A 14,965-nucleotide genomic window follows, 5' to 3' on the forward strand; every position below is an offset into this window, starting at 1 on the left:
AAAGAGGAATTTCTCATTATACAAGAGAGTCATCACTCCGCCCTCTTAACGCTAGAATAGCAATATCTTATAAATATTTCATTAAGATTTATTGGTTATCTTATAAGTTATTTTTTTAATAAAAGCATATTGGTAATTAATTATATTTACGCTCATTTAAAAAAAGATTGAAAAAAAACAAAATAAAAAATATATTTAAAAATCAAAAAGGAATTAAACACAGTATATAAAGGAGCTTTAAATGAAGGATATTAAAAGAAATACAATTACTATTTTATTATTTTCAATAATATATTCACAAGGGTCAATTGCTAATAATTACACTACAAATTCACCTTCAGAAATAACTGGAGATAATAACTCTGAACCTAGTATTATAAAATCAAATAATAAAATAGCCATTCCACAAAAAATGCTAAGAAACAAAGACACTGATGATTTTATTAAATATATTGAGAAGGGGGTTGAACATCAAGAAGAAAATATGATCCGTAAAGTCATTTCTAATAGATATGTTTCATTTGATATTGATAAAAATAATAATCTTACACTCTATCTAACTGAAGAAATAACAAATCGTATAGACAACCATTTAAAATTGACACATCCTGGATATAATGCAGCCTTCTCTAATTTTTATTCACATATAATAGATCACCAAGATGAGGAGATAAAAAAATCTATTATAAAACACTTATCAAGCATATCTAAAAAAAATCAATTAGTATTAGATAATAAGATTACAGAAGCTATAAAAAACAACAATACAAATCAATTATATATTAAAGTAAAAAAGAATGACATGCTTTTATCTGAATCACTTCTATTAAATGAAAAAATAGATAAAATCCATTTAACTCCAGAAGAAAGAATTATTTATGATAAATATTTAAAAAATGAAATTGATAACACCAACCTTATAACTCTAGGTAGTTACATCATGAATAATAATGTCGAAATAAAAACAAATGAAATAATTGACACCTTAGAATCAGGTAAAGAAAACATAGAAAATAACACACATAGCATTGAGGAAAATCAATCATCCATCTCCATCAACAAATCAAATATTGTAGAAAACACATTAAAAGCAGACCAAGCATTAGGTGAAAATATTATCCAAGATTTAGCAATAGAAGAAAATAAAAAGTTAATAAATTCAAACAGTGACGGAATAAAAAGGAATAAAATAGACATTAGTGATAATAATGAAAAAATCAAAACTAATACAGATGAAATAGAAAAGAACAAACATCATATTAGTCATTTAGAATTTGAATATCTAGAAAATCTAAATATAAAAGAATTTGGTGAAAAAAATATTAAAGATCACTTTGGTAAATTATATATAGAAAATTCAATTGCTAGAGATGATATAAATAAACTTGATAGCAAATTTAAACACTTTAAACATGAAACTAATAATCGCTTTTATAAAGTTGAAAAACGTGCCAATCAAGGTATTGCATCTGTTGCAGCAATGAGTAATTTGCCTTTTACTGACACAGCAACATTCAGCACAGCTATTGGTATTGGTAATTATCGTAATGCCACCGCCCTTGCTTGGGGGATGCAATATCGTGTCAATGAAAATATTAAAGTAAGAGCCTCTACTGCGTGGAATGACTCAAATAATTTTGTTTCAGCTGGGGGGATTGGGATCAGCTGGTAATATTAACGCAATAAAGTAAACAAAGTGAAAGCTAAGTAAATACTTAGTTTTCACTGTTTCATTACATTAAAAATCCGTTATGCTGAGCTTAGTGATCAACACTTAAAGGAGCATATCAAATGGCGGGTATTTTTCAGAAACTTAAAGAATGGATCAATATAAAACAAGCTTCTCATTATCCTTACCCTGCTGTTGATATTACACTACCTAATAATATCTCTTTACACCTTGTTGGCAGTATCCATATGGGCGTGCCTACAATGTCACCACTTTCTAATGCGCTACTCAACGAAATAAAAAATGCAAATGCTATTATTGTTGAAGCGGATATTTCCACAGACGTACAACCTTTTGATCAAGCATCTCTTTTTAGAAAGTCGCTAGAAACACGCTTAAATAACTCTCTTTTTTCTCAAGTCACATGTCACTGTGAAGATCTCGCCCTCTCACTTTATCAACTTGAGAATAAACCACTTTGGCAAATTGCATTGATTTTACAATCTACCCAAGCAATGCAACTTGGATTACAACCGCAATACGGTATTGATTACCAGGTCATTCAATATGCTAATGAGCACAAAAAAAACATTATAGAACTTGAAGGTATTGAGGATCAGGTCGCATTATTATTGAGTTTCCCTGATGATGGTCAGCAATTACTCGAAGATACACTAAAAAATTGGCACGATAATGCACGTACATTGCAAATCATGATCAATTGGTGGTTAAATTATAATGGTCAAGAGAAACAACCGCCTTTACCGAATACCTTTAGTAAAGCTGTATTTGATATCTTAATGGAAAGCCGTAACCAAAAATGGGTAAGCATATTATCAAAATTACCGGCTGGACGTTATGTGGTAACTGTAGGAGCTCTTCATTTATTTGGTGAAGAGAATCTGATTGATTTACTAACACATCAATCATAAAAACATTATGATTAGGAATAACTATGACTCCCGCTGTCAATTTACTGGAAAAACAAAAAATTAAATTTACTCTTCATCCTTATGAACATGATGCGAATGTGCATAATTTTGGTGATGAAGCCGTTGAAAAATTAGGTTTAGATAATCGCCAAGTATTTAAAACACTGTTAGTTGCTTTAAATGGTGATGCTAAAAATCTTGCTGTTGCAGTAACACCCGTTTCTGGTCAGTTAGATTTAAAACTGGTTGCTAAGTGCTTTAAAGCCAAAAAAGCTGATATGGCAGATCCACAAATTGCACAAAAGGTCACGGGTTATTTAGTGGGTGGAATAAGCCCATTAGGTCAGAAAAAACGCCTACCAACAGTGATTGATGAACAAGCACTTGAATTTGACACTATCTTCGTTTCTGGTGGTAAACGAGGCTTAGATATTGAGTTATCTGCAAAAGATTTAGGTGTTGTGTTAAGTGCACAATTTGCACTTATTCGTAAAGAGTCATAATTATGAATGATTTTTTATTTTAAGGCTTATCCTCAAAATAAGAAATTAACGTGATTAAGGCCAAAGATAAAAGGCGACATAAAATGTCGCCTTTTATCTATATAAGTATTATTGATAAAACTTATTTTTTATAAACAATTTCGCCTTTAGGTTCGAAATCTGCGGCTTTCAATGGAGAGTGCGCTTCGATATAACCTTTTAAGACTTCAGCATCAACAAACCCTGTATTAACATAGCCCGGATGAGTATCAATCTTAGGATAACCATCACCACCAATGCCGTTAAAGTTTAGTGTTGCCATACGGTAAGATTTTGTTTTATCCAATGGCTTGCCTGCAATTTTAACATCGCTAACTTTACAGTCTGTATCTACTGTTAAGCTAACATTGTAGAATTGAGCATAAGCGCCAGAGTCAACTTTCATACATGCAACTGCTGACAAATAAGGCTCGACTTCTTCACCTTTAAAATCAACATAAACCAGTTCGTTAGCAAAAGGTTGAACTTTTAATACGTCTTTATAAGTGATATCACCAGATTCAATTGAATCACGCACACCACCACCACTCATAATGGCAAAGTCTGCGTTCGCACGTTCAGCTTGAGCGGATAATAATAGACGCGCCATATTGGTCTGAACAAAGCGAACTTTACTACGATCACCTTCTAATTTACCAACAACTTCACCCACTTTAATATTCAGTTGCTCACCCCCTTTTTCTTGGTAAGGTGTCAGCAATTTCATCATTTCAGGGTTATGAGGAATTTCTTCTGTATAGTAAACAAGCTCGGTTGTACCGTCGTCTTTCTTCACTTTTTGATTTAAGTTAATTGGAATTAATTGGTAATGCTTTAACGTGAATTCACCATTACGGAATTCGAAATCTGCACGACCAACATATTTACCCCATTCATGAGCCTGAACAATCCATGTACCATTTTGATTATCAGGCGCACAAGGCGTTCCTGGTACATAATCAGCTTGTTTGTAGTTTTTGTTCTCTTGAGACATACAAACAGGATCTTGTGAGTGACCGCCCACAATCATATCAAGGTAGCCTTTTGGTAAGGCACGCGCCATTTCCACATCACCCGGTGCGTTAGAACCGTGATTACCATTATCATAGTGACCCATATGGGTTGCAGCGATAATAATGTCTGGCTTTTCTGTTGTACGCAGTTCTTCTACAACTTTTTTAGCCTCATCAGAAGGTTTGCGGAATTCTGTATCAGGGAAATTTGCTGGGTTACCAATACGCACAGTATCATCAGTCGTTAAGCCTAATACGGCAATTTTTACACCTTGCTTATCAAAAATAGTGTAAGGCTTGAATAAACGTTCACCCGTACTTTTTTGATAAATATTCGCAGATAAAAATGGGAATGTTGCCCATTTTTCTTGTTGGCGCAAAACATCTAATGGATTATCGAATTCATGATTACCCAGAGCCATTGCATCATAGCCCACAAGATTCATCCCTTTAAAATCAGGCTCGGCATCTTGTAAATCAGATTCTGGAACACCCGTATTGATATCACCACCCGATAACAACAGTACGCTACCGCCTTTTTTAGCAACTTCATCACGAATGTTATCAACAACCGTTTTTTGTGCAGCTAAACCATATTCTCCACGATCGTTATGCCAAAAATGGCCATGGTGATCATTGGTATGCAAAATGGTAATTTCGTAGGTTTTATCCTTTTCCCATGCCTGAGACAACGCCGGCGCCATAGCTAAAGAAACGGTCAAAGCGCATGCTGATAATTTAAAAGATAAGCTCATGGTATATCCCCATGTATATTATTTATTGAGAAAGTTCTGCCATGTATCTACAGTAGAAAAAGAAGACAGAAGTTAAATACTTTTGCTGTATTTTATGATGTAGGTTATATAATTTTTTTATTATTTCATTGATCCGATAGTTTTTTTGAGACATGAATCAAACTCTATTTCTCACAAAAGCACTCAACTCTAAATAGATGTAAAGTAGACTAATAAAAATAGAAATAATTTACCAAAATGTAATATAAAAAAAGAAAGTAAATCCCCATTGATTCTCTCTTACTAAGTTGCTGGCAATTGTAGTGCTATTACAAATTAGCCGTCGGTATAAAATTCAGCAAGATACTCAGAAAAAACAACCCTATGCACTAAAAAGGAAAGCAATATTTACATGTAAGACTCATTGGTGTAATTTTTGCTTCAGCATTTTCTGCTATCTTAATTTATGCTCAATAGTTAGTTTTAGGTGAGAAGAGTATGATTCCAGAGCGTTTCTTCGGAGTTGCTTTTAGGATGAATGAAATGAGTGCTGAGGCCTTAGGATATATTATGGCTCAGAATAGTATTGAATATGTCTATCATATCTTAGCCTACCTCCCACTATTAGGTGTTTTTATCACTCTTCTTACTAATATTGGGTCGATAAAGCTGAATAACTTGTTATCACCTCTGTTACCAAAATGAACTGAAAACAGAGTATTTCTTACTTCAAAAGGTAAGACTAATTAAAATAACATAGAAAAGTGCATTTGCATTAAAAAACTCAATAAACTTGCTATTTTTATAAATAATCGATAATTTTTAGCGAATTTATTGCATGAATACGCTAAACTATCAGCCTGCTATATTACTCGCCCCTCGATACATGTAGTTTTATAAAAAGAAGGAGAATTGATGCCGCATTCAACACCTCTCATTACCACCATTGTTGGTGGATTAGCACTTGCTTATATTTTAGGCATGATCGCTCAACGGCTAAAAATTTCACCTTTAGTAGGATATCTTGCTGCAGGCGTACTCGCTGGCCCATTTACTCCCGGCTTTGTTGCTGATACTTCTCTCGCTCCTGAACTCGCTGAAATTGGCGTTATTCTGCTAATGTTTGGCGTAGGTTTACACTTTTCATTAAAAGATCTAATGGCAGTAAAAGCCATCGCTATTCCGGGTGCTATTGCTCAAATTGCAGTAGCAACACTATTAGGATTGGGATTATCAGCATTTTTTGGCTGGGGTTTATTTAGTGGCATTGTATTCGGTTTATGTCTATCAACAGCAAGTACCGTTGTACTTTTACGCGCACTTGAAGAAAGAGGCCTGATTGATAGCCAACGAGGTCAAATTGCTATTGGTTGGTTGATTGTTGAAGACTTAGCTATGGTGTTAGCTCTTGTACTACTCCCTGCTATTGCCAATATGCTGGAAAGTAGCGATCAAACCAATGTTTCTCAACTGATGATCAATTTAGGCATCACTATCGGTAAAGTCGTTGCCTTTATCTTAATCATGATGATTGTTGGTCGTAAACTTATTCCTTGGATTTTAGCCAAAACCGCAGCAACAGGCTCTCGTGAGTTATTTACATTGAGTGTACTCGCCCTTGCTTTAGGTATCGCTTATGGTGCTGTAACTTTATTTGATGCTTCCTTCGCATTAGGGGCATTCTTTGCCGGTATGGTGCTTAACGAGTCTGAATTAAGCCACAGAGCGGCTCAAGATACTTTACCACTGAGAGATGCTTTCGCAGTTCTGTTCTTTGTGTCTGTCGGTATGTTGTTTGACCCAATGGTATTAATTGAACACCCTCTCGGCATCTTAGCAACGCTGGCTATCATTATTATTGGTAAATCAGTAGCTGCATTACTCCTTGTACGAATGTTTGGACATTCCCGACGTACTGCCTTAACCATTTCAGTCAGCCTTGCGCAAATTGGTGAGTTTGCCTTTATTCTTGCGGGCCTCGGTGTGGCACTAAACGTTTTGGAACCAGATGCTCGTAATCTGGTGTTAGCTGGTGCTTTAGTCTCTATTATGCTAAACCCAGTGCTGTTCTCTTTATTAGACCGTTATCTGGCAAAAACAGAAACCAAAGAAGAAGTAGAACAACTACAACAAGAAGAGCTAGAAGAAGAGATGCCCGTCCCTGTTGATATTTGTGGTCACGCTATTATCGTCGGTTATGGTCGCGCGGGAAGTATGCTTGCTGAAAAATTATTAGCTCAATCTATCCCATTAGTTATTATCGAAAATAGCCGTAACAAATTCGCTGAATTAAAAGAAAAAAGTTTAAACACAGTGCTGGGTAATGCATCAACCAAAGAGTCACTTGCTTTAGCCCGTATTGATTGTGCTAAATCTTTATTACTGACGATACCTAATGGTTATGAAGCAGCTGATATCGCCGAAACAGCAAGAAGTATGAACCCTGATTTAAATATCATTGTTCGTGCTCATTTTGACGATATTATCGTGCGTGCTAACTATGATGAAGAAGCTTCTTTTATCCTTGAGAAAGGTGCAAATCACGTCGTTATCGATGAAGATCAAACGGCATCTGCCATGGCAGATATGCTAATTAAAGAAGTCGAATTTGGTTGTGCTATTGATGATACACCTGAAAATGGTCAACAAATCATTGCACCTAGTGCAGCGCAATAACTCAGCATGGTGGCTTAAAGTTCACTAAGTTTACTTGCTAATAACCCCTTAAGTCATTTATTACTTGAGGGGTTATTTTTAATAACGGGAATAAAAGAATAAAGCACATTAATAATACTTATTCTTTATAGGCTGGATAATCTGTATATCCTTTAGCATCACCCCCATAAAGAGAAGTATGATCAACATTATTTAATTGCCAATTATGCGCAATACGTTCGGGTAAATCAGGATTAGCAATAAAAGGACGGCCAAATGCAATCATATCAGCCAAACCCTCTTTAATAAGTTTTATTGCACGTTCTGCTGTATAGCGCCCAGCATAAAAAATAGCACCACTAAAAATTTGACGGATATCTTTACGAAAATCTATCGGCATTTCAGGCGCATTATCCCAATCAGCTTCTGCGATTGACAGATAAGCAACATTACTATCTTCTAAAATTTTTACCGCTTCGATGTACGTTTCACGAGGATCACCCTCAACAATTCCCAGATAAACCCGCTCCTCTTTTGTACTTGAAAACAGAGGAGAAAAACGAACACCTAAATTTTCTGAGCCAATCTCTTTCGATACGGTTTCAACAATTTCTTTTAAAAAACGCAGACGATTTTTGAGTGTTCCACCATATTCATCATCACGATTATTACTTTGTGATGAAATAAATTGGTTCACTAAATAACCATTAGCACTGTGGATTTCAACGCCATCAAAACCCGCATCCATTGCATTACGCGCAGCTTGAGCATAAAGCTGAACTACTTGTTTTACTTCGTCTGTCGTTAGCGCTCTTGGGATTGAAGGATCAACCAAAGCACCTTGGTGTGGCGCTGTTTCGATAAAGACCTTAACACCCGTAGCCGGTATATCAGAAGCACTGATAGGCGCATCACCATGAGGTTGTAACGAAGTGTGTGATACACGTCCTACATGCCAAAGCTGAGCAAAAATGACACTGCCTTTATCATGTACTGCTTGCGTTATTTTTTTCCAGCCTTCAATTTGCTCTGGACTATAAATACCTGGAGTCCAAGCATATCCTTGACCTCTTGGCTCAATTTGTGTTCCTTCTGTGACCATTAGCCCCGCACCTGCTCGTTGAGCATAATAAGTAGCCATCAGTTCATTAGGAATATTGCCAGGCTGAGAGCTTCTTGAGCGTGTTAATGGCGGTAAAACTATTCTATTTCTTAATTGGTGACGCCCCAATTTTACGGGCTCAAATAAAAGACTATTTTTCATCTGTAACCACTCCTTTAAAAAGTATGTTTGAATATTAGCCCCACCTTTAAATGACCTCAATGACATATATGCAATGATTTAGGACATCGTGATAAGATGAAAAGAAGAAATTAACAAACGAGCGCCTTGAGGTGACACATGTTAAAAATAGGATTAATTGTTTATCCCCATTTCCAATCCTTTAGCCTTTCAGTGGCGAGTGTTTTTGAATATGCAAATCTACTCTCGCAACAAAAATTATATGATTTCCAAATCTATTCAGATCAAGGCGGGTTGATCCACGCATCCTACGGCATTACCGTTGATAGTGCCCCCTTACTTCCTACATCTGACTATGACACACTGATAATCTCAGGAGATTACCGCGCAGGCTTTGGCTCTGATACGTTAATATCAATACTAAAAGATATTAGTGTGAATACACGCCGAATGGCTTCTGTTTGCTCTGGTGCTTTTTTATTAGCAAAAGCAGGTTTACTGAAAAATAAGCGAGTAACTACCCACTGGTTACATGCAAAAAAATTTAGGCAAGATTTTCCTGATGTAATTTTAGAAGAAGATAAAATTTTTATTATTGATGACAACATCTGGACATCTGCGGGTATGTCTGCAGGTATTGATCTCGCCTTAGCAATGGTTGAAAACGACTTTGGACAGGATTTAGCTCGAAATATTGCGAGAAAATTAGTGTTATATCATCGCCGAGGAAGTGCACAATCCCAATTTTCAGCACTACTTGATCTTGATGCAAAAACCGATCGGATACAAAAAACACTCACTTACGCAAAAGAGAATATCAACGGCGATCTCTCTGTTGAAACCCTTGCTCAAATTGCTAATCTCAGCCCAAGGCAATTTAGCCGTATATTTAGAAGTGAAACAGGACAATCCCCCGCAAAAGCCATTGAGCAATTACGCGTTGAAGAAGCGAGAATGAGAATAGAGACCACAATGAATTCATTAGAAATTATCGCGAGAGAGACAGGTTTTGGTGATAGAGAACGTATGCGACAAGCTTTTTTAAGAGCCTTTGATCAATCACCACAAACGATCCAACGTATCTTTCATCAATAATAGCTAGCTATTCCTAAAAAGTGTCAACCTTATTTAGGACGAATTCAGACGTTATAAAAAAGCCACTCCTTGAAATGAACTGACCCCAGTTTATTGGACAGTTTTAATTAAGGTATGGCTTTTATCATTTCTTTCAGTACGGCTATTTATCTTTATTACCAGCGATAACCGACACCAAAGGTATAATTGGTATTACTTGAATCCGCTTTATCACCTTTTGTCTTTTCTTTCACAATATTGGCATTAAGATTAATACTATCAGTGACATTATACATAAGACCAATTCGCGCATTTAAATCAAGGCTAACATCGTTATCAAAACTACGACCAATACGACCTTTGGTATAAGCAGTTACTTTTTTAGCAAAAAGATGTTGGTTATAATCCCAACCTAAAGCACCTTGTAAGTAATTAGCATCCCCATCATAACGGTATTTTAAGTTTTGATAACTTAATAAAGTAGTAAAAGATAATGAGCTTAATTCATCATCCCATACTTGCCAACCTGGGCCCGTACCAACTCCTGCCTTTTCTTTAATATCCTCAACCCAGTCATGTTGGTAACTGACATAACCACGCCAGAAAAATGAAGGTGTTATAAAGCGGTCAAGATCATAACCTAAATTATAGTAATAAGTACTTACATTACTATCATCTTTATTACGTAACATCGCACCAGTAAAATTTTGACGCCATATATCATTAGCAATATTGAGATTCCCATCTACCGAGTATTTTTCATTAGTAGAAGAGCCTTTATTATAAGAAGCTCCTGCATTTAAGCTTCCTGTTATTTTATTATCTATCGATACTGCACTTAATTTATTATCTACTTTATCTTTACTTAAGACTAAAGAGTCATTAATTGGCACTCTTTCTTTATTATTATCGGTTATTAATGTAATTTCCCCCTCAGATGAACTCTCAATTGAATTTATTGATGTCCACTTTGAAAAGGTTGCATTTTTTATTAACGATGGTGTATTTACCGTAAAAGATTTGACATTATCAAGGTTAATCCTTATTTCACCAGCATAATCTGTTTTCACAAGGATTTTATTACTGTCAATAATAGAAATAGTGCCTGATATTTCATCACCATTCTTTAAATATATATTATCAGCGCATACTCCAGCAGAAAATAAAGCTAAAAATAAAAAACTTATACTCTTGTGCATCTATATTCCCCTTTATTTAAGTCTTTATAACTGTAGTCAGGGATATAAAAATACACAAGATAACTAACCTATATAATTGATTAATTACTCTTGTGTATTGAAATAGTCTTAATAAGATGAATTATTAAGACAAATTATAAAGTAATGTATTAGAGCGTATTGATAGATGTATTTAACGCTCCCAATAAGCTTCTTCTAAGCTGTCTTCTTTTTCAGGCAAGCCACGTGTTAAGCGCGGAGAATGCTGACTTAGCACTTGATAACTCACTCGATTAGCATATTTACAGACTTGTGCTAACGATGAATAAGTTAAATAAGTGCGAGGATGCTTACTTGAATTTGGCACATTGATGCGATGATAGCTATTCGCTGTAATATCATGCAGTAATGCTGATAATGCCGCATCACCCGCACCATTCGTATTCATGATTTTTTCAGGGCCACCCATATAAGGTTCAATATGAGAATAGACTTTCTCTGGCTCTTCACAATCTTTACGACGCATTGCACGACTAAATTCATAACGATTAAATTCAGCAATAGCACCGGGTAATAAAGGATGTGAGGTTTGGCGCTTAAAGTTGTGTTCTGTATAACCGCCCATATAAAGCCCAGCAGGCCCTGCAGTACACAGCACTAAATCAACCCATTCTAAAGCAGCATCGGAAGCTAACAGAGGATCAGCATGTCCTGTTAATTCAAAAGCTTCATCTTCGTTCATTGCGACAACAGAAACGTGCTCTTTTAAGAAATCACGCCACCATTGTGGATCATCTGCAATAACATATTTTGTACCCAGCGTAAGAACCACAGGTACATCATATTTTTTCGCATACTCAATCGCTTTCATGGTTGCTAACGGCATCGGTTCACCCGGTTTACAGCGAACTAAGTAAGCCGTTAATACCAACGCAGAAGCTTCTGCAATCACCTCTTCCGGAATACTTTCTGGTTTAAGTTGGTTCATTTGACCAGGGCTAATCGCAAATGTACGTTCGCCATTTTCCGTGATCAGCGTAAAACAGCGACCAATTGCACCATCAACACCTTGGAGGTAATTAAGATCAGTACGGCTAGATGTGTTACATAAATAACGGTAAGCATAGCTACCAATCTGAATGTTATTACACATAGTACCTAATAACACAGAACGATCATCAGCTAATACAGAGTAGTTATGTAGCGTATTACCAATCGTACCGCCAGCAAATTCGTGTGTTATCAGATTATTGTCTGTTAATTCACGATAAAGTGCCTCTGCGACATCATCTTCAATAACAAGAGAGTGTCCCTGACTCAAGTTATAACGGGTAATAAATGCCTCATCAACTTTCGCTTCGATATCCACCAGTGTTTGGTCAATGCCGACAATATAAGCGCGCGAAGATTCACTCTCCGTCATATTGATGATGGGTTGTAATAGAGGGTCTCGTAAACTAACGGGAAAATAGTGTTTGGATTTTCGTTTGCCAGGGAATTTCATTGTGAACGATGCTACACAGCTAAAAAAGATGCGCAATGTTAACACAATATTATGGGAGAGACAGTAGGTGTATGTCAGTACACCTACTTATTTAAAGATATTTTTATGCGGTTTTACGACGGTTTCTTGCCATATAGCTCAGTAAAACACCCATAACAGACAGAATGAAACCAACAAAAGCGGCGCCAACTAAAATCAGAGCGCGTTTAGGCGCATCTTTTTTAGTCGGTTCGTAAGGCTTCAACATATATTTGAAGGGTACAAATTGAAGCTCATCTAATTTCACTTTTTCTAACTGCTTCATGTTATATAAACGGTTTTTCAGATCAGAGCTTACTGTTGTTGGATCAGTGATAGCTTCTGTGATCGCCAATTTACTACTTAATGCATCAGAACCCATAGCAATAGAATAATCAGGATCATCTTTAATTTGTGCACCTTCACTGGAAATTGGTTTTTTAACCCCAGCGGCATTTGCAATTTCTAACGCATATTTTAAGCGTTGCACATTTACATTACGCGCATTAGCGATACGCTCTAAATCCATTTCATAAGCTTTTTTCGCAAAACTTAATTTACGCTCAATTTGATCATCAATTTCGTCTTTTACTTCCATTCGTACTTTGGTAGAAATAAAACGAATATAACCAGAAAGCAAATCGTAAGCTTCTTCAGGCGTTGGGGCGGTAAAGCTTAAATTAATTTCCCCACTAAACTCTTCATCACTATTCTTGCTATCCGATGATTTTAAATTAATATCTTTCGTTACGATATTTTCAATTAATCTACGCTTATCCAATGGCGTTGGTTCTTCCATTTTTGCCAGTAAGCTTTTGTAGTAGTCAGTGCTAACTAAATATTCTTCACGTAAAACACGAGAGTTATAGTTATTAATAAACTTTTGATAAACAGATGAACCATTCACACCAGTATCAACATCCACTAGGCTAAGTTCAGTCAATGTTGCTCTTAATTGCTTCATTTCATCCAGCATTGGCTTGGTAATTGCAGCTTGGCTAGTCCATTTTTGTGGTAAAAAGCTTGCAACAGTAAAGCCAACGATAGCAAATAATAACGTGATACCAATAATGACAAACTTTGATTTATAAATAACAGAAAATAATTCAAAAAGATCGATTTCATCATTCTGTTTTAGATAGAAATCGTCAAAATGTCCTTTATCAATTTCTGAAGATTGTGGTTTTGAAAGCTTACTATTCATTTTCCTGCCTAAATTTATGTAATGCAGTGTCCGTTTATCAGCACTTTTAGTGATTTCCACTAAAAGACTTAAAAAATGAGAAAAGATAAGTTTATATATAACTGAAATATGATCAAATTAATATATCATCAAATCCGATAATTTTATTTATCGAATTCAGTAATTATTTTTTGCATACCTCTCGGATCATCGCTTCTAGCAAGTCAATATGCTCAGGTTCAGCATTTAACGCCGGAATATATTCGTACTGTTTGCCACCACCATGAATAAAGAACTCTCGGTTCTGTTCATTAATTTCTTCTAATGTTTCCAAACAATCAGATGAAAATCCTGGGCATACAACCTGCACATGTTCAACCCCTTCACTTCCCAGCTTTTCCATCGTTTTATCTGTATAAGGTGATAGCCAAGGTTCACGACCAAAGCGTGATTGAAATGTCAACATAACCTGTTCTTTAGGATAACCTAACTGCTCTTCTAATTGTGCTTTTAGTTTTTCGGTTGTGAGACAACACTCATCATAATAAATATCCCCCGTTTTGATAAAACGCTCCGGAATACCGTGGAAAGAGAGAATTAACCGATCAGGTTTACCATATTGCTGAAAGCTTTTCTCAATAGAGGTGACAAGTGCTTTGATATAAAGCGGATGTGTAGGATAACTACGAATAAAGTGAAGAGAGGGTATTGTACGCATGTCTTTAAAAATTCGACTGACACCATCAAATACCGCAGCAGAAGTCGAGCAAGAGTATTGAGGATAAAGTGGTAACAAAATAATGTTCTCAACACCTTGTTGTAATAGCTTTTCAACCCCTTCATTTAGGGATGGATTACCGTAACACATCCCTAACTCCACGGGAATATTAGATAATCGCTGCGCAACAGCACGTTGTTGCGCTCGGCTATAAACTAAAAGAGGAGACCCCTCATCCATCCAAATCTGTTGATATAACTTAGCTACTTTAGGTGAACGAAACGGTAATATCACCCCTTGTAATATTGGTTTCCAAATCAAAGGAGAAACATCAACAACACGAGGATCGCTAAGAAATTGTGCTAAATAACGTCGAACAGCCCCCGTTGTCGGCGCATCAGGTGTGCCAAGATTAACCAAAAGAACACCATACTTAGCATCATTCATACTATGACTCCTTAGAGTTATTTTATTAGGATAACCAAAGTGTAGAAGAATAAAGGAAAATAATAGATTGTGCTTG

At 36.0% G+C, this 14,965-nt stretch carries 11 protein-coding genes; 5 read left to right on the plus strand and 6 right to left on the minus strand.

All coding sequences use genetic code 11. The features are described 5' to 3' along the window. Positions 1 to 241: 241 nt before the first annotated feature. The 3 genes from H1225_RS11455 to ybaK all read left to right on the plus strand — a co-directional run bounded on the left by H1225_RS11455 (position 242) and on the right by ybaK (position 3,104). Positions 242 to 1,672: a YadA C-terminal domain-containing protein gene (locus tag H1225_RS11455; RefSeq protein WP_161724157.1), complete on the plus strand. Its 1,431-nt coding sequence runs from the start codon at positions 242 to 244 to the stop codon at positions 1,670 to 1,672. A gap of 119 nt (positions 1,673 to 1,791) precedes the next feature. Then, on the plus strand, positions 1,792 to 2,601 hold the full coding sequence (locus H1225_RS11460) for a TraB/GumN family protein (RefSeq protein ID WP_161669266.1): 810 nt from the start codon (positions 1,792 to 1,794) through the stop codon (positions 2,599 to 2,601). 23 nt (positions 2,602 to 2,624) lie between these two features. Beyond that, the gene (ybaK, locus tag H1225_RS11465; RefSeq protein ID WP_072065104.1) at positions 2,625 to 3,104 is read left to right on the plus strand and encodes a Cys-tRNA(Pro)/Cys-tRNA(Cys) deacylase YbaK; all 480 of its coding nucleotides are present in this window, start codon (positions 2,625 to 2,627) and stop codon (positions 3,102 to 3,104) included. A 121-nt stretch (positions 3,105 to 3,225) separates the two neighbouring features. Here ybaK and ushA read toward each other — a convergent pair whose 3' ends face one another. After that, positions 3,226 to 4,890, minus strand: coding sequence for a bifunctional UDP-sugar hydrolase/5'-nucleotidase UshA (gene ushA, locus H1225_RS11470; RefSeq protein ID WP_109848342.1), 1,665 nt, complete (start codon positions 4,888 to 4,890; stop codon positions 3,226 to 3,228). Positions 4,891 to 5,784: 894 nt separating this feature from the next. Here ushA and ybaL point away from each other — a divergent pair. Then, positions 5,785 to 7,545, plus strand: coding sequence for a YbaL family putative K(+) efflux transporter (ybaL, locus tag H1225_RS11475; protein ID WP_072065107.1), 1,761 nt, complete (start codon positions 5,785 to 5,787; stop codon positions 7,543 to 7,545). 118 nt (positions 7,546 to 7,663) lie between these two features. On the opposite strand, the gene H1225_RS11480 is transcribed toward ybaL, so the two are convergent. After that, positions 7,664 to 8,788, minus strand: coding sequence for an alkene reductase (locus H1225_RS11480; protein WP_239739131.1), 1,125 nt, complete (start codon positions 8,786 to 8,788; stop codon positions 7,664 to 7,666). Between the two features lie 138 nt (positions 8,789 to 8,926). On the opposite strand from H1225_RS11480, the gene H1225_RS11485 reads away from it, so the two are divergent. Beyond that, on the plus strand, positions 8,927 to 9,862 hold the full coding sequence (locus H1225_RS11485; protein ID WP_109400180.1) for a GlxA family transcriptional regulator: 936 nt from the start codon (positions 8,927 to 8,929) through the stop codon (positions 9,860 to 9,862). A gap of 155 nt (positions 9,863 to 10,017) precedes the next feature. Here H1225_RS11485 and H1225_RS11490 read toward each other — a convergent pair whose 3' ends face one another. The 4 genes from H1225_RS11490 to hemH all read right to left on the minus strand — a co-directional run bounded on the left by H1225_RS11490 (position 10,018) and on the right by hemH (position 14,889). Beyond that, positions 10,018 to 11,040: a DUF481 domain-containing protein gene (locus H1225_RS11490; protein WP_109400181.1), complete on the minus strand. Its 1,023-nt coding sequence runs from the start codon at positions 11,038 to 11,040 to the stop codon at positions 10,018 to 10,020. Positions 11,041 to 11,212: 172 nt separating this feature from the next. Beyond that, complete coding sequence (locus tag H1225_RS11495; protein WP_109400182.1) at positions 11,213 to 12,523, minus strand: inosine/guanosine kinase; 1,311 nt, start codon at positions 12,521 to 12,523, stop codon at positions 11,213 to 11,215. 103 nt (positions 12,524 to 12,626) lie between these two features. Continuing rightward, positions 12,627 to 13,745 carry an LPS O-antigen length regulator Wzz(fepE) gene (gene wzz(fepE), locus H1225_RS11500; RefSeq protein ID WP_109400183.1) on the minus strand — a complete coding sequence of 373 codons (1,119 nt, stop codon included), beginning with the start codon at positions 13,743 to 13,745 and terminating at the stop codon, positions 12,627 to 12,629. A gap of 163 nt (positions 13,746 to 13,908) precedes the next feature. Then, positions 13,909 to 14,889 carry a ferrochelatase gene (gene hemH / locus H1225_RS11505; RefSeq protein WP_109848346.1) on the minus strand — a complete coding sequence of 327 codons (981 nt, stop codon included), beginning with the start codon at positions 14,887 to 14,889 and terminating at the stop codon, positions 13,909 to 13,911. Between the last annotated feature and the right edge of the window lie 76 nt (positions 14,890 to 14,965).

The organism is Proteus penneri, assembly GCF_022369495.1.
GTDB lineage: Bacteria > Pseudomonadota > Gammaproteobacteria > Enterobacterales > Enterobacteriaceae > Proteus > Proteus penneri.

Bases quoted from the DNA above. Each gene is read 5' to 3' on its own strand.
- H1225_RS11455 (WP_161724157.1), top strand. From the start codon at position 242: ATGAAGGATATTAAAAGAAATACAATTACTATTTTATTATTTTCAATA.
- H1225_RS11460 (WP_161669266.1), top strand. From the start codon at position 1,792: ATGGCGGGTATTTTTCAGAAACTTAAAGAATGGATCAATATAAAACAA.
- ybaK (WP_072065104.1), top strand. From the start codon at position 2,625: ATGACTCCCGCTGTCAATTTACTGGAAAAACAAAAAATTAAATTTACT.
- ushA (WP_109848342.1), bottom strand. From the start codon at position 4,890: ATGAGCTTATCTTTTAAATTATCAGCATGCGCTTTGACCGTTTCTTTA.
- ybaL (WP_072065107.1), top strand. From the start codon at position 5,785: ATGCCGCATTCAACACCTCTCATTACCACCATTGTTGGTGGATTAGCA.
- H1225_RS11480 (WP_239739131.1), bottom strand. From the start codon at position 8,788: ATGAAAAATAGTCTTTTATTTGAGCCCGTAAAATTGGGGCGTCACCAA.
- H1225_RS11485 (WP_109400180.1), top strand. From the start codon at position 8,927: ATGTTAAAAATAGGATTAATTGTTTATCCCCATTTCCAATCCTTTAGC.
- H1225_RS11490 (WP_109400181.1), bottom strand. From the start codon at position 11,040: ATGCACAAGAGTATAAGTTTTTTATTTTTAGCTTTATTTTCTGCTGGA.
- H1225_RS11495 (WP_109400182.1), bottom strand. From the start codon at position 12,523: ATGAAATTCCCTGGCAAACGAAAATCCAAACACTATTTTCCCGTTAGT.
- hemH (WP_109848346.1), bottom strand. From the start codon at position 14,889: ATGAATGATGCTAAGTATGGTGTTCTTTTGGTTAATCTTGGCACACCT.